Annotated in this window: 14 protein-coding genes; 4 read left to right on the top strand and 10 right to left on the bottom strand. The window is 66.7% G+C overall.

Translation table 11 applies throughout. From position 1 onward, the window contains the following. Nucleotides 1–7: 7 nt before the first annotated feature. From ACFQDH_RS03220 to ACFQDH_RS03205, 4 genes are all read right to left on the bottom strand, one after another. Nucleotides 8–757, bottom strand: coding sequence for a DUF4232 domain-containing protein (locus tag ACFQDH_RS03220; protein WP_382398422.1), 750 nt, complete (start codon nt 755–757; stop codon nt 8–10). A 239-nt stretch (nt 758–996) separates the two neighbouring features. Next, entirely contained in the window at nt 997–2079 is a 1083-nt protein-coding gene (locus ACFQDH_RS03215) for an ABC transporter substrate-binding protein (protein WP_382398420.1), read from the bottom strand. Nucleotides 2080–2155: 76 nt separating this feature from the next. Then, complete coding sequence (locus ACFQDH_RS03210) at nt 2156–3028, bottom strand: ABC transporter permease (RefSeq protein ID WP_382398418.1); 873 nt, start codon at nt 3026–3028, stop codon at nt 2156–2158. Then, nucleotides 3028–3876: an ABC transporter ATP-binding protein gene (locus tag ACFQDH_RS03205; RefSeq protein WP_382398416.1), complete on the bottom strand. Its 849-nt coding sequence runs from the start codon at nt 3874–3876 to the stop codon at nt 3028–3030. Before ACFQDH_RS03205 ends, ACFQDH_RS03210 begins: the two co-directional genes overlap by 1 nt. A 165-nt stretch (nt 3877–4041) precedes the next feature. Between ACFQDH_RS03205 and ACFQDH_RS03200 the strand changes: the two genes are divergently transcribed. After that, nucleotides 4042–5649, top strand: coding sequence for a sensor histidine kinase (locus ACFQDH_RS03200; RefSeq protein WP_382398414.1), 1608 nt, complete (start codon nt 4042–4044; stop codon nt 5647–5649). After that, nucleotides 5649–6341 (top strand): response regulator, encoded by a 693-nt coding sequence (locus ACFQDH_RS03195; protein WP_382398412.1) that lies wholly within the window; start codon nt 5649–5651, stop codon nt 6339–6341. The genes ACFQDH_RS03200 and ACFQDH_RS03195 overlap by 1 nt, the downstream gene beginning before the upstream one ends. A gap of 14 nt (nt 6342–6355) precedes the next feature. Here ACFQDH_RS03195 and ACFQDH_RS03190 read toward each other — a convergent pair whose 3' ends face one another. From ACFQDH_RS03190 to ACFQDH_RS03165, 6 genes are all read right to left on the bottom strand, one after another. Beyond that, nucleotides 6356–7063 carry a type 1 glutamine amidotransferase gene (locus tag ACFQDH_RS03190; RefSeq protein WP_382398410.1) on the bottom strand — a complete coding sequence of 236 codons (708 nt, stop codon included), beginning with the start codon at nt 7061–7063 and terminating at the stop codon, nt 6356–6358. Between the two features lie 5 nt (nt 7064–7068). Continuing rightward, nucleotides 7069–7923: an LURP-one-related family protein gene (locus ACFQDH_RS03185; protein WP_382398408.1), complete on the bottom strand. Its 855-nt coding sequence runs from the start codon at nt 7921–7923 to the stop codon at nt 7069–7071. Between the two features lie 219 nt (nt 7924–8142). After that, nucleotides 8143–9279, bottom strand: coding sequence for a DUF2786 domain-containing protein (locus tag ACFQDH_RS03180; protein ID WP_382398406.1), 1137 nt, complete (start codon nt 9277–9279; stop codon nt 8143–8145). A 264-nt stretch (nt 9280–9543) separates the two neighbouring features. Next, nucleotides 9544–9945, bottom strand: a complete 402-nt coding sequence (locus ACFQDH_RS03175) for a VOC family protein (protein WP_382398404.1) — start codon at nt 9943–9945, stop codon at nt 9544–9546. A 29-nt stretch (nt 9946–9974) separates the two neighbouring features. Further along, nucleotides 9975–11345 (bottom strand): FAD-dependent oxidoreductase, encoded by a 1371-nt coding sequence (locus tag ACFQDH_RS03170; protein WP_382398402.1) that lies wholly within the window; start codon nt 11343–11345, stop codon nt 9975–9977. A gap of 89 nt (nt 11346–11434) precedes the next feature. Beyond that, entirely contained in the window at nt 11435–12208 is a 774-nt protein-coding gene (locus ACFQDH_RS03165) for an SCO family protein (protein ID WP_382398400.1), read from the bottom strand. Nucleotides 12209–12292: 84 nt separating this feature from the next. Here ACFQDH_RS03165 and ACFQDH_RS03160 point away from each other — a divergent pair, with 84 nt between their 5' ends. Together ACFQDH_RS03160 and ACFQDH_RS03155 are read left to right on the top strand one after the other, a co-directional pair. Continuing rightward, nucleotides 12293–12829: a MarR family transcriptional regulator gene (locus ACFQDH_RS03160; protein WP_382398398.1), complete on the top strand. Its 537-nt coding sequence runs from the start codon at nt 12293–12295 to the stop codon at nt 12827–12829. Next, complete coding sequence (locus tag ACFQDH_RS03155; protein ID WP_382398396.1) at nt 12826–14187, top strand: ClC family H(+)/Cl(-) exchange transporter; 1362 nt, start codon at nt 12826–12828, stop codon at nt 14185–14187. The genes ACFQDH_RS03160 and ACFQDH_RS03155 overlap by 4 nt, the downstream gene beginning before the upstream one ends.

Genomic DNA, 14187 nt, shown 5'->3' with positions numbered 1-14187 from the left:
TCGCAGGTCAGAAGTACAGGCCTGGTGTGCCGAAGAACGAGTTGAGGGACTTCGTCAGCGCGATGACCTTCGCCCGTTGGGCCGCGGTGAGACCCGTGTCCGGCATGGCGATGAGCTGTTTCAGTTCGCTCACCTGGTAGGCGTAGAGCGAACCGTAGAGCTTGAGGTTGGCCTCGGCGTGATACCAGTACGCACCACGTGTCGCGTCGGCTGCGGAAGCGCCGCGGATCCACCAGCGCTGCGCGTAGGCGTAGTAGGTCAGATCGACGCTCGCACTCGGCTGGGTGGGCTGGACCTGCAGGTCGCAGGTGCTCACCGACTGGCGGAAGCGCACCGTGTGGTTGGTGTGTGCCGGAGTGACCGCGAGGTAGGTCGACCAGTGCGGGCACGGCCCCGTCGCAGAGCTGTTGAACGCGGACCACTGCAGCCCGGCCGCGGCGTAGCGCCCGGGGGCGAGAGTCACGGTGTGGGGGGTGCCGACATCTGTCGCGTGGGCCATCACACTCCCTGCGGAGTTGAGGGCGACGGCACTCGGAAAACCGTTGATCGTGCAGGTTGTCGAGGCCTGATTGCGGAAGAGCAGATACATCCATCGGTGGCCCATACCGGCCTCGACATACGAGTGAGTGACCGCGAGCGCGCTGCCCGCGCAGGGCGCGTAGGTCGTGGCTCGCGCCGCCGGTGAGGCGGTGAACGAGACTGTGCCGGCGACACCGGCGGACGCGGTGATCACCGCCGCGAGACGGATGAACTTCATGGTGGAACCTCCTGATGGTGAGCTCATGTCACCTGTCATGAGCACACCATCGGTAACGCTGATACGCGTTTCCCGAAGCCCGGAAAGAACCCGCACAGAACCCGGGAACTGCCTGGGCTTCGCCTCCACATACTTTGTCGTCGGCCGAACCGTCGAGAGGTCCACCAATACGGCGAGCGGCACACCGATTTGGTATGCCGCTCGCCGCAAAAGTCTGCTGCTCGGTGCGTCCGGCGTTCTCAGCCCGCGGCGCCTGCAGGGGTGGTGGTGGTCTTGAAGCCCTCGAGCTTGTTCGCCTTGATGGCGTACTCGTTGGTGAACGTGTCCGCGATCTTCACCTTGCCCACGTCGACCCCGAGGCCCTTCTCCATGGCGTAGATCGTCTTCGGGCCACCGGCCGGCATGATGCCGTCGGGCAGGAACTGACCCTTGTCGGTGGTCAGGCCGCTGACGTATTGCGCCTTGGAGATCGTGCTGTTGGACACGTACTGCTGTGGCATCTTGGCCGCGATGTCCGCCGCCGAGTGCGTGTTGATCCAGTGCATCGTGGCGACCAGGGCATCGACGACCTTCTGCACAGCGTCCTTGTGCGAATTGACCCAGCTCGCGTTGGCGAGCACCGATGCTGCCGGCCACGCACCGCCGAGGGCTGCTGTCGCCCCCTTCGTCGAGGCGAGGTCGATCGCCGAGTAGCCGACATGCTTGGCCTCGATCGCACCGACGGTGGGCTGGGTCGTCATGACGCACTGCGCCGTGTTCCGCTGGAGGGCCGCGATGGCGGTAGCACCCGCATGGACGGCGAGCGTCTTGTACTGGTTGTGCGCGACGCCCTTCTGATGCGCCATGAATTGCGTGAGTTCGTCGGTGCCGGAGCCGAGGTCGGTGACGCCGAGCGTCTTGCCCTTGAAATCTGCGGCGCTGTGCACACCACTCTTGGTGTTGCACATCTCGCGCTCGCCGGGTGCCCCGGACAGCTGCACCACGCCGATGACATCCTTGCCCTTGGACTGGAAGTCGATGGTGTGGATGTACCACGCGCCGGCCATGTCGACCTGGCCCGAGGCCATCGCCTCCTCGGCGCCGACGCCGCCGTTCTGCTCGGTGGACAGCTCCACCTTGACGCCATACTTCTTGTAGAAGCCGAGGTCCTGGGCGAGCTGGTAAGGCAGGTAGATCTGCTTGTCGATGCCTCCGACCATCATTTTGACGGTCGGCATCGAGCCGCCTCCTCCGGTTGCTGCGGACGAGCCGCCCGCGCTGTTCCCTCCTCCGCTGCTGCCGCAGGCGGCGGTGGCGAGCGCGAGGGCTCCGATGGCAGTCATGGTCAGTGCTTGTTTGAGCATGGGATTGGTTCCTTTCCAGGGTCGAACGCTTGTGTGGTGCTTCGGGGGCGAAGTCTCAAATGGCTTGCGCTTCGGTCTTACTCGGCGGGCGCCACGACAGGACCCGCTTCTCGAGCAGCGCGATGAGGGACTCGGCCACGAGGGTGACGGCAGCCATCAGGAGCATGCAGGCGAAGACGGTGTTGGGGTCGAAGTGGCCCTGGGCCTGCACGATGATCAGGCCGACGCCGGCCTGTGAGCCGAGGACCTCACCGACGAGCGCGCCGATGATCGCGAAGCCGAACGCGGTGTGCAGGCTGGCGATGATCCAGGTGAGGGCCGACGGGATCGTCACGTGCCGGGCGACCTGCAGTGGTGACGCTCCGAGGACCCGAACGTTTGCGATCAGGTTCTGGTCCACCTCTCGCACGCCCTGGAAGGCGTTGAAGAACACGATGAAGAAGACGAGAACCGCCGCCAGCAGCACCTTGGGAAGGATGCCGAGACCGAAGGCGACCACGAAGATGGAGCCGAGGATGATGCGCGGCACTGAATTCAGGGCCTTGATGTAGGGACTGCAGATGTCGGACAGCACTCGGTTCTGGCCGAGCAGCAGGCCGAAGATGACCCCGCTCACCGTGCCGAGCCCGAAGCCGAAGATCGCCTCCTTGATCGTGACCCAGACGTTGAAATAGATCGACCCGAAAGGCGTGCCCTTGGTGAACAGATCCAGGAGCGACTGCCAGATCATCGACGGCTGGCCGTAGAAGAACTTGTCCACGACGCCCGTGGCGGTGCACACCTGCCAACCGCCGACCACCAGGATCGGCAGGATGATTCGGCCGGCCCAGACGCGCAGGGCACGTGTTCTCCGGGCGCGGCGAGCCGCGTGCTGGATGTCTGCCTCGGACTGTTCCGGTGCAGTTTCGGGTGGTCGGGTTGCAACCATCACGCCGCACCTGCCGTCTGCGCGTAGGCGCGGTCGACCTCGTCCTTCAACGAGGACCAGATGCGATCCTGCAACTCCAGGAACCGCTTCTCGTGGCGGATGGCTTGCACCTCTCCTCGTGGGCGAGGCAGGTCGATGTCGAAGGACTGCTTGATCGAGCCGGGACTGCTGGTCATGACCAGGACCTTGTCGGCGAGCGCGACTGCCTCGTCCAGGTCGTGCGTGATGAAGAGAACCGACGGCCGCGCCTGCTCCCACAGCCCGAGCAACTCGGTCTGCATGATCGCCTTGGTCTGCACGTCGAGCGCTCCGAAAGGCTCGTCCATCAACAGGATTCGCGGTTCGTTGATCAGCGCGGCAGCCATGGCGACCCGCTTGCGCATGCCGCCGGACAGTTGGTGTGGGTACCGGTCCTCGAATCCGGTGAGGCCGACTCTGCGCAGCCAGTCCCGTGCGAGCGCGATCGCGTCCTTCTTGCCCATCCCGGCGAGGGTGGGGCCGATCATGACGTTGCCCAGAACGCTCTTCCACGGGAAGAGCGCGTCGGCCTGGAACATGAAGCTGACGCCCTTGGTGATGCCGTGCACCGGGTTGCCGCCGACTTTCACGGATCCGCCGCTGGGGTTCTCCAGCCCGGACACCTGGCCGAGCGTTGTCGATTTGCCGCATCCGGTCGGCCCGACGATGGCGCAGAACTGCCCGGGCTCCACCGTGAAGGTCACGTCACGGATGGCGGTGAACGGGTCGCCCTTGGGGGTGATGTATCGCTTGGTGAGTCCGGTGATCTCGATCCGGGCCGAGTCACCGGCCCCGGGTGGGGACGCATACAACGTCTGGTTGTCGGTCATGGGTGCTCCTTCGGTTTGCACTGGAGACCGACACTAGGAAGTGACGCGGATCACGTCGCGGTTGCGAAAGAAGCTCGCCGTTGCTCTCATTGATCGCCTTTTAGCGCGTTCTGCGCACGGACAATGCCTTGTCCGAACCGTTGACCGCCGTCACAATTGGCGCAAATGCGATATCGGATGCGTCGGCTGTCGAGCCAGATCTTCGTGGCGCAGTTGGTCATCCTGACGATCACGATCGTCATCGGGTTCCTCCTGCTCGCCCGGGCCGAACGTGGCCACTTGGACTCCCAATTCGAGACTCGGGCTGCGGCCATCGCGCAGGCGGCAGCGGGTGTCCCGCAGGTCCGCAGCTGTATGGCGACCCCCGCGCCGGGATGCAGCGCGGCCGTCCAGTCCATCGCCTCCGGCATCGCGCACCACGCGGGGGCGTCATACGTCGTGATCATCGACATGCATCAGGTGCGGCACTCGCATCCGGATCCGGCACTGATCGGCAAGAAGGTCTCCGAGCCGATCGTCACGATCGACGGCCGGGTGCACACCGGGGTGGACAACGGCAGCACGGGCCGGTCCGCGAATGGCAGGGTGCCGCTTTACGGCCCGGACGGCAGGATGGTCGGGGAGGTGTCGGCGGGCATCCGGGAGAGCTCGGTGTCCAGCGCACTGTGGCGCGTACTCCCTTCGTATGCCTTGTGGTTCGCGATCGCACTCTTGGTCGGGGCCTTCGCTTCATGGCAGCTGGCGCGGCGGCTGAAGCGCCGCACCTTCGGACTTGAGCTCGACGAGATCGCGCAACTGCTGCAGGAACGCGAGGCCACGTTGCACGGCATACGAGAAGGGGTGATCGCCTTCGACGCCGACGGCCGCGTCACTGTCGTGAACGACGAGGCCCAGCGGCTGCTGCACCTGTCGACCGGGGCGATCGGCAGCAGGCTCGAGGAGCGGATGCCCGCGGGCCGGCTGCGGGACATGCTTGCCGGTGGTTCGACAACGCCCGATGACATCGTTTTCACCGACGACCACTGCCTGATTATCAACCGTATGCCGGTCTGCATCGCCGGAACCCTGCACGGTGCGGTCGTCACCCTGCGCGACCGCACGGAGGTCACCGGGTTGATCCAGGAACTGGACGGCGAGCGTGGCCTGACCGATTCGCTGCGGGCGCAACAGCACGAGTTCGCCAATCGGATGCACGCCGTCGCAGGGATGCTGGAGCTCGGATTGCCTGAGGAGGCACTGCGATTCGTGCTGGAGGTGCAGGGCACGTCGGCCGAGTTGGACAACACGCTGCGGACGCACATCGGCGCACCCCAGATCGTCGGGCTGCTGCTCGGTAAGGCGGCCGAGGCCAGCGAACACGGCATCGACTTCGTCATCGACCCCGACACCCGCCTCGGTGAAGCGCCGGAGAAGGTGCAGGCGCTGACGACGATCCTCGGCAATCTCATCGACAACGCCTTCGAAGCGCTTGCGACCGTTTCCGCCCCGCGCCGGGTGGTCGTCGGGATCGTGGAGGAGTCGGACCAGGTGACGGTGCTGGTGACTGACAACGGCCCGGGCTTGCCGGCCGGCGCGGGGGAGGAGATCTTCCGGGACGGCTACAGCACGAAGTCCACGCAGCTCCCGTCCCGTCGGCGTGGGCTCGGCCTGGCGCTGATCCAGCGGATGGTGACCAGGATGGGCGGGACCATTGAGGTGTCAGAGGGTCCGGGTGCGCGTTTCCGGGTGAAGCTGCCCCGTCAGGAGTCGGCCAGCGAGGTGGTCCCGACGTGATGGCCGGCGCACTGCGGGTGCTGGTGGTCGACGACGACTTCCGGGTCGCGGGCATCCATGCGGCGATGGTCAGTCGGGTTCCTGGTTTCCAAGTGCTCGGCACCGCGCACGGCGCCGAGGAGGCGTTGGCGACGGCGCGCCGGACACATCCGGACCTGGTGCTGATGGACATCTATCTGCCCGACGGGAACGGCCTCGAGGTGGTGCGGGCCTTGCGTGACGAGCCGAAACCTCCTGACGTCATGGTGATTTCGGCGGCGCGCGACACCGCCTCGATCCGTGAAGCGATGCAGCTCGGTGCGGTGCACTATCTCGTGAAGCCCTTCGGGTTCAGCGCGCTGACTGACCGCCTGACGGCATACCAGCGAATGCGGCTGCACTTGGCCGAGCTGCCCGACCATGCCCGGCAGTCGGACGTCGACGAGCTGTTCGGGATGCTGCGCCCGGCGCAGCCTGCCGCGGCCCTGCCGCCCAAGGGACACTCCGCGGCAACGCTCGAATCGGTGCTCAAGGCCATCCGCGACAGCGATGCCGACCTGTCGGCCTCCGAGGTCGCCGAGGCGATCGGCATCAGCCGGGCGACGGCGCAGCGGTACCTCAGCTACCTGGAGCAGCACGGCATGGTCAAGCTGCAGTTGCGATATGGATCCGCCGGTCGCCCGGAGCATCGTTACCGGGCGTCGCGGGCCTGAGTCACTGGGTGAGTTCAGGACTGGACGAGCGCGGCGAAGCGGGTCGCCAGGAGAGTCGCCGCCTCCAGCACCGCGGCATCCGCAGCGACCAGGTCGTCGATGCCGCGGGCGACGCGGTCGCGCTCGTCCTGATCGGAGCTGCGGAATGCGCCCGCCCACTCGGCGTAGGTCGCCGGGGAGATCTCGGGGTGGAACTGGACGCCCCACGCATTCGGCGCGGCGCGAAAAGCCTGCTGCGGGTAGGGATTTGACGTGCCGAGCAGCACGGCGCCATCGGGGAGTCTCTCGATCGTGTCCCCGTGCATCGACGCGACCTGGAAGTCCGGTCCGAGGCCGTCGAACAATGCGTCGCCGACTGCCTCGTCGGTCGCGCTCACGGCGACCACGCCGGCTTCGACCCCGTGCGAACCCTTGACGACGGTGCCGCCGAGGGACTGTGCGAGCAGCTGCCCGCCGAGGCAGATCCCCAGCGTGGGGCGGTGCTGCAGCACGGCGTCGCGGAACAGCGCGCGGATCTGCTCGAGCCACGGAAACCTGGCGGTGTCGTTGCAGCTCATGTCGCCGCCGAGCACGATCAGCCCGTCGGCGCGCAGCCGATCGGGAACGACGTCGCCGTCATACGGCCGGACAGTGTGTATGGCGACGCCCTGCTCGTCCAGCCAGCCGCTGAACCTGCCCAGCTCGTCGTCCGCTGCGGGCTGGACCACCAGCACGGTCGACATCGCGCTCAACGCTCGTCCTGCTTGAGCGCGGTGTCGACGGTCAACGCCGCGGCAATTGCGAGTGACCGCAACGGATCTTGCAGGTCCGGTCGAATGCGCACGACGTAGTTGTCGGCGGTGGTGAACATCGTGGTCAGCAGGCCTTCCCAGGTCTTGGTGATCCGGCCGACTTCGACACCGTTGCCGTCCAGGAGGGCGAAGTTCCAGGCGCGCCAGTTCTCTGCATTGAGGGTGCCGACGTCCTGTCCGCCGACCTGCAGACCGAAGCGGATCTTGCCGAACATGTTCTGCTGCACCAGCCGACCGATCTCGCCGCCGCCCGGGTGCTCGACGACGATGGTCGACTTGAAGACCTTCCCCGGCCGCGTCAGCAGCAACAATGGCCGGCCGGTCGTGTCGCGGATCTCCAGCCGGTGCGTGAGGAACTGGTCCAGGTTGCTGACGAAACGCAGCGCCTTCTTCGCGTTGCTCTGCCCGACCTCGACGACCGCACCGATCTCAGCGCCGTCCTCCGCGTAAACCATGTATTCGTTGGTCAGCTCGATCAGCTTGCGCTTCTGGCTGACGACGAGCGTGTGCTCGGTGAAGACGTTGCGGTTGCTGCCGGCGACCGAGTGCCCGACCTGACCCTGGACCGCGCCTCCGAAACTCTGGTCGCCATACCCCTGCGTCCACTGCGGATGCTGACCCTGGGCCGACTGCGGGGAGCCTTGTTGCGGGTATGACGAGGTCGGTTGCTGCGGTTGTTGTGGCGGCGGCATCGGCTGGTAGTGCTCAGTCCACTGCTGGCCGTCCCACCAGCGCAGCCGGTTGGTGCCGGCCGGGTCCGGATGCCAGGCAGCAGGTGGGTTCGACGTCATGGACACATCCTGTCATTGGAGCTACGGGTGGCGAGGCCCGTCGTGGTGAATCGGGTCGCCAGATGTTGGAGCGTCACAAGCGCCCGGAGGTTCCCACCGAGCCGTCCCGAAGTCAGCCGAGCGGATCGTCCTGGGGTCGTGCCAGGGAGCCCGCGGCACCCGAGAGGCTTGCGGAGTCGGCGGCGCGCTGGCCGGCCGCCCACCCGTGTGCATCGGTGGTCATCCGGCTCTGCTTGTGGACGATGTTGGGGAACAGCTCGTCGACCAGATCGTCGACGTGTGCTGCCGCTCGGCAAGAACGCGGACCAGCGCGCGTGAACTCCCGCCGTCGCTGGCCGGAGCGTCGGGTTCCGTTCCGTTGATGGCAGATTCGGTCTCCGTCTGCATCGCCTCGCGAAGCCGGTCGCCGATGCGCACGGCATACGCGGTGAGGAAGGACTGGCGGAAGCGGCGCGTGCGCGACGTGCCGGCGCGGGTGATCTGACTCCCTTCGCCGAGCATCGCCCGAGTCGCCTGCAACAGCAGCGACGTGAAGATGGTTTCGACCGCTGCGAGGTCGGCCGCATGGCCGACGACGGTGGAGAAGCCGAGTCCGACGCTCCAGATCGTGCGGCACCGATTGGCTTCGGCGACGGCCTGCAGGAGCCGGACCTTCTCCTGCTCGTAGGGGCGCTCCACCCACACCCGGGTGGACAGCGCGTCGTCGGTATGACGGTCGGTCGACGCCGACAGCATCGCGACGTCGAGACTGTGCCGGGTCATCAACGATTGAGCCGCCGCGGTGAACGTGTCGGCCTCTGCTTCGTAAGGGGTCGACTCGGCTTGGGCGAGCATCCGGCGCACCCGCTCAAGGATGCGCGGGTCGACCTCGGCCGGGGCGGAACTCGTGCGGCCGGGCCGCGCGGTGCCCGGCAGCGGATCGATGCGCTCGATCGTCGGGAGCATGGTCACGAGCACTGCGAGATCGAGGACCGTCCGTAGTGTTGCTTCGAAGCCCTCCGCACGGGATCGTTCGGTGACGAAGTCGCTCTGCGGTGGCCACCAGCACCGCGCGTCGATGGTGCGGAGTTGCTCTGGCCAGGACGGGGCAAGCGTCGAGGCGGCGTACGTCCCAAGCTGAGCAGCCATCCCATCTGCGGCCAGGGTCTGAGCATCGCTGTCGAGCTCGCGCCCGACGTAGATGTGCAGGTCGATCGGGCGCCAGCCTCTGGACCAGGCGAGACCGACGGGCGCGACGAGCAGCTCCCGCAGCTGTCGGTTGATCGCGGCTGCGGCACGTGGCTCGGCACTCCGTGCGAGCAGTCGTCGAATCGAGAGCTCCGCCCGGTGCGGATCGCCGGCCGCCAACGACGTCACGGCGTCGGCGAGGTTGTGGGCGATCTGCTGACTCAGGAGCTGCCGGTGCTCAGTGCCGTCATACAGCGTGCGTTGCGGCGTGGGCGAAACCCCGAACGCACTGCCTGCATGTGTGCCAGAGGCTCGACGCCGGCGACGATCCTTGGCCTTGGCGGCGCGACGCTGTTGATTGTGAGTACCATGGGACGTCCCCCTGTGTGTCGATCACGTGTCCGAGTTGAGGACGTCAGGCTTGCATCGAGCACCGACAGTCGCCCAGGCCGGCTAGTCGGTGTCGACGACGATCTCGCACTCGAAACCTTCGGGGTTCTCGATGAACAAGGCCGTGTGATCTGGGCCGCCGGCGTGCGGATAGCGATCGGCGAAGAGCTCGCGCCAGTCGCCGGCGGCGCAATCCTGCCGTAGTTGATCGAGCGCTTCGCGGTCGTCGGCACGCAGCGCGAGGTGGTTGAGCCCCGCGCGCATCCGATCGTGCGGACCACTCACCGCCGGCGACCCCTCCAGCACGATGTATGGCGCGCCGGCGCAGCGCCATACGCGACCGACCGGCCAGGCGGCATCGAGGTCCTCGTGCCAGCCGATGCGCGTGAGCAGCCAATCGAACGAAGCGCCGGTGCGTTGCAGGTCGGTCGTCCAGAGTTCGATGTGGTGGACCGGGCTATCCATCCGGCAAACCCTAGCGACACCAGTCGGTTTCAGGACCCATAGGGCTTGAGCTCGGCCAGCACCTCGTTGAGCGCCTCGGTGCTGGATGGGTGGGTCCAGATGCCGTTCAACAACTCGTCCGCGGTGACACCGGCACGAATGGCCAGCGCCACGAGGTTCACCAACTCCTGGGAGTCGATGCAGAAGAGCGTCGCGCCGAGCACCTTGCGAGTGTCGGCGTCCACGGTGAAGGTGATGACGCCTTCCGCGTCGCCGACGATCTTCGGTCGCGGCATGGTGGCGATCTTGGCAACCGGCTTGGCGGCATACAGGACGTCGTGGCCCGCTTGCTGAGCCTGCGCCGGCGTGAGCCCGACCTGCGACAGCGGCGGGGTGATGAAGGTGGTGTTCGGCACGGCGACCCGGTCGGTGGTCGTGCGGGTGCCGTCGCCGACCAGCTGATCCCACACGATGCGGTTGTCGTCCAGCGAGATGTAGGTGAACTGCGGGCCGCCGTTGATGTCGCCGACCGCGAAGACACCTTCGACCGACGTACGCAGGCGGTTGTCGACCCGCACGAATCCCTTTGCGTCCGTGTCGATTCCGGCGACATCCAGTCCTATATCGGCGGTCACCGGGGTGCGGCCAACCGCGAGCAGGACCGCATCGACATCGATCCCGTCGTCGGCGAGCTGCGCTCGCAGGCCGTCGCCGGACTGCTCGATGCCGCGGATCTCGGCGTTGTTGCGGACTGTGATGCCTCGCCGGGTGAGGACGTCGGTGACGGTCTCGGCGACGATCGGCTCCGCATGTGGAAGAAGCGCAGGCCCAGCATCCAACAGCGTGACTTCAGAACCGAATTGGGCGAACATGCTCGCGAACTCCAGGCCGATGAAGCCGCCTCCGATGACGGCCAACCGATGCGGGAACGGGTCTGCGTGCTGGATGGTCGTCGAGTCATAAACGCCCGGCAGGTCGATGCCGGGTATGTCCGGTCGAGTCGGTATGGCGCCGGTGCCCACCACGATGGTCTGCGCGGTCACCACCACGTCGCCATCGGCGGTGCGCACGGTGACTTCCTTGGGTCCGGTGAAGCGTGCCTCGCCGTCGAACAACGTGGCCTGGCCGTCGAGCATCGCGTGGTTGGCGGCGTTGAGTTTGCCGATGAGGTCATCACGCCCAGCAACGGATTCCGTGAAATACGTCTGCGGGTCGTCGTCCGGACGCCGCGCCTCGGCCGAGACCACTAGATCCTTGGTCGGGACACACGCGACGTTGATGCAGGTGCCGCCATACATCGCCGGGTCGCGCTCGACTAGGGCGACGGACTTGCCCGTCGCGGCATAGCGCTTGGCCAGGGTCTTGCCGGCTTTGCCCCAGCCGATGACCAGCAGGTCGACGTCCAGCGATGACTTCGTCATGTTGTCTCTTCGTCCCTCGGGGGCATGGACCGCACCGGACATCTTGCATCAGCGCGGTCATGTGCCAGTGTGCACCGGTCGGTGATCGGTCAGTGCCGGATCGACCGGAGCACGGTCTCGGCCTGCGCCTCGGTCCAGGCGGTCGACGCGGGAGACGTGAGGTTCCTTTTGCCCTCGGTGTCCATGAACTTCAGCAGTTTGCTCGGAACGCTGCCGCTCTTGGCGTATGGCGTGCCCTCCAGCACGAAGCGCTCGTGGCCGGAAGCATCGAGGAAGAACACTTCGTCGGAGTGCTGGACGTCGTAGGTCAACGGCGCTCCGGTGCGCCAATTGCGCGGGGCAGGCCCTGGACCGTCGGCGACCTGTTTGCGCCATACGCCGAGGTAGTCCCACAGGGCGTTGACGTTCTTCGTGCTGCCCGTCCACGCCTGCCAGTTCGACGGCGGGTCGGTGAACAGGTTGCGGTAGGCCTTGAGCTGTGTCGGGGTGTCCCTCGCCGGGTCGACGGTCAGCGAGACGAAAACCGGTGGCTTCGTCGAGTCCTTGCTCGCTTCCGCTCTGGCGGTCTGCACCACGGTCGCGGTGTCAATTGGGCACGTTTCCTGGCACAACGTCATCACGTCCGAGAGCACGACGGTGCGACCGGCAAGATCGGCGAGGCTGACGCGCTTGCCGTTGCTCGCGGTGAACGAAAGCTCCCGGATCGTCTTGGGGATCGATGAATTCATTGGTGTACCAATGCGATCCAACGCCGAGGACGAAGATGTGCCCGCGCTCGCCGGATCGTGCGTCGAGCCGGCGGAGCAGCCAGCGAGGCTGAGCACGATGACGGATCCGATCAGTGCCGTATGCAATCGATGCATTGAGCAATGGTCGCACGGCTGGCTGACGATCGGCTGGGCGCAGTATTTCATGCATACTGCAACAGTTGCCCTATGCTGTCTGGTATGACGGAAAACCACACGACCGTGTCCGAGTCGATCGTCGCGGAGCTCGCTGACGACGACACGGCGAGCGTGCTGGCCGGCCAAGCGGACGTCGTCGACGCGGTTCTTGCGGCGAACCGAGTCTTCGTAGCGGTTGCTGCCGGAGCCTTGGCGAACCTCGAGCCGGAGGTCACCCTGCCCCAGTTCCGCGCGCTGGTGCTGATCGACATACACGGGTCGATGACTGTCGCGGAGCTGGCGGAGGCGCTGGGTGTAGTGCCATCGACTGCGACCCGGATGTGCGACCGGCTGGTCGCCAAAGACCTGGTCGACCGGACGGTGGACAGTGCGAACCGCCGCCAGATGACCCTCACCCTGCGCGCGGAGGGGCACGCGCTGATCGCGCAGAGCACCCGGCGGCGTAAGCGGGAGATCAACCGACTGCTCAAGAGCATTCCGTTGCAGGCTCAGGCCGATCTCGCGGCTGCCCTCGGCACCCTGGTGCAGGCCGCGCACGGCAGTGATCGGACTCGCGCCTCTCGGCCGCTCCGATCATGATCGGCGGTCGCGACAGCTGGTTGCGCCGTCCGCGAGCCGTTTCCTCCATCGGCCATGACGTCGCAGCCGGTTCCGAGCTGCTTGGCTTCGCCGCCGTCGCTGCCGTGGTGGGTGCACTCACCGGTCTCGCGGCCGCGACCTTCCGCGTGGCGCTCACCTGGCTCGCGGATCGACGGTCGGACATCAGCGGATGGACGCACCACCACTGGTGGCTGGCACCTCTGGTCGTGCTGGGTTGCGCTGCCGCCACCGCATTGTCGGCGTGGCTGGTCCATGGCGTGGAACCTCATGCGGAGGGGAGCGGCATACCGCGCGTCGAGGCCGTGGTCGAAGGCCGCACGGAACCCGGGCGTTTTCGCATCCTGCCGGTCAAGTACGTCGGAGGGCTGCTGTCCATCGGCGCCGGGCTCGCGCTGGGCCGGGAAGGACCGTCCGTGCAGATGGGCGGAAACATCGCGGTGATCGTCGCGAAACTGACCAGGCGGCACGGCGATCAGCTTCGGTTGCTCGTGGCGGGCGGGGCGGCCGCGGGCCTGGCGACCGCATTCAACGCACCTATCGCCGGCGGCGTCTTCGTGCTCGAGGAACTGGTGCGCCGCTTCGATCCGAAGGCAACTATCGCCACTCTGATCGCATCGGCGGCGGGGTTCGCCAGCGCACACCTGTTGCTGCCCAGTGGCACTGAGTTCCACGTCGTGCACCTGCAGGACCCTCGGCTGTCGCAGGCGGGTTGGGTTGCGTTGCTCGGCATACTCGCCGGGTTTACCGGCGTCCTCTACAACCGGTCCCTGATGGGGGCGCTGCGCGTTGCCGACCGCAGCCGACTGCCGGTCGAGGCGCGCGGTGCAGTGATCGGTGCGCTCGTCGGTGGCCTCGTCCTGCTCGGGCCGACGATGGTGGGTGGTGGTGACAACCTCACCGAGGACGCATTGCTCGGCAGCGGAACCCTGGCCGCCGTCGTCGGTGTCCTCGTCCTACGGTGGGTCCTCGGAGTCGTCTCGTATGCAGCGTGCACCCCGGGTGGCCTCTTCGCGCCGATGCTCGTGGTCGGGAGCCACCTGGGCCTCGCCCTCGGCGTCGCCGCTCACCTGATCGATCACGGTGCCCCCGAGCCCGCTGGTTTCGCCCTCATCGGTATGGCGGCGCTCTTCACCGCAAGCGTTCACGCACCCGTGACGGGCATCGTGCTCGCGACCGAGATGACCGGCACCACGACCTTGCTGTCTCCCACCCTCGGCGCATGCGCGATCGCGATGACCGTGGCCTTGATGCTGCGCGGCGAGGGCATCTACGACATGCTCACCACGCGGGCGGTCACGGCTGCCCGTGCCAATGCGTCGAGTCCCGTGGTGTCGTGA

Source organism: Flexivirga alba (assembly GCF_042661025.1).
Taxonomy (GTDB): domain Bacteria; phylum Actinomycetota; class Actinomycetes; order Actinomycetales; family Dermatophilaceae; genus Flexivirga; species Flexivirga alba.
Note: the sequence above shows the minus strand (reverse complement) of the source record. Positions and strands in the feature narration are given on the sequence as shown.

Bases quoted from the DNA above. Each gene is read 5' to 3' on its own strand.
- ACFQDH_RS03220 (WP_382398422.1), bottom strand. From the start codon at position 757: ATGAAGTTCATCCGTCTCGCGGCGGTGATCACCGCGTCCGCCGGTGTC.
- ACFQDH_RS03215 (WP_382398420.1), bottom strand. From the start codon at position 2,079: ATGACTGCCATCGGAGCCCTCGCGCTCGCCACCGCCGCCTGCGGCAGC.
- ACFQDH_RS03210 (WP_382398418.1), bottom strand. From the start codon at position 3,028: ATGGTTGCAACCCGACCACCCGAAACTGCACCGGAACAGTCCGAGGCA.
- ACFQDH_RS03205 (WP_382398416.1), bottom strand. From the start codon at position 3,876: ATGACCGACAACCAGACGTTGTATGCGTCCCCACCCGGGGCCGGTGAC.
- ACFQDH_RS03200 (WP_382398414.1), top strand. From the start codon at position 4,042: ATGCGATATCGGATGCGTCGGCTGTCGAGCCAGATCTTCGTGGCGCAG.
- ACFQDH_RS03195 (WP_382398412.1), top strand. From the start codon at position 5,649: ATGGCCGGCGCACTGCGGGTGCTGGTGGTCGACGACGACTTCCGGGTC.
- ACFQDH_RS03190 (WP_382398410.1), bottom strand. From the start codon at position 7,063: ATGTCGACCGTGCTGGTGGTCCAGCCCGCAGCGGACGACGAGCTGGGC.
- ACFQDH_RS03185 (WP_382398408.1), bottom strand. From the start codon at position 7,923: ATGACGTCGAACCCACCTGCTGCCTGGCATCCGGACCCGGCCGGCACC.
- ACFQDH_RS03175 (WP_382398404.1), bottom strand. From the start codon at position 9,945: ATGGATAGCCCGGTCCACCACATCGAACTCTGGACGACCGACCTGCAA.
- ACFQDH_RS03170 (WP_382398402.1), bottom strand. From the start codon at position 11,345: ATGACGAAGTCATCGCTGGACGTCGACCTGCTGGTCATCGGCTGGGGC.
- ACFQDH_RS03165 (WP_382398400.1), bottom strand. From the start codon at position 12,208: ATGCATCGATTGCATACGGCACTGATCGGATCCGTCATCGTGCTCAGC.
- ACFQDH_RS03160 (WP_382398398.1), top strand. From the start codon at position 12,293: ATGACGGAAAACCACACGACCGTGTCCGAGTCGATCGTCGCGGAGCTC.
- ACFQDH_RS03155 (WP_382398396.1), top strand. From the start codon at position 12,826: ATGATCGGCGGTCGCGACAGCTGGTTGCGCCGTCCGCGAGCCGTTTCC.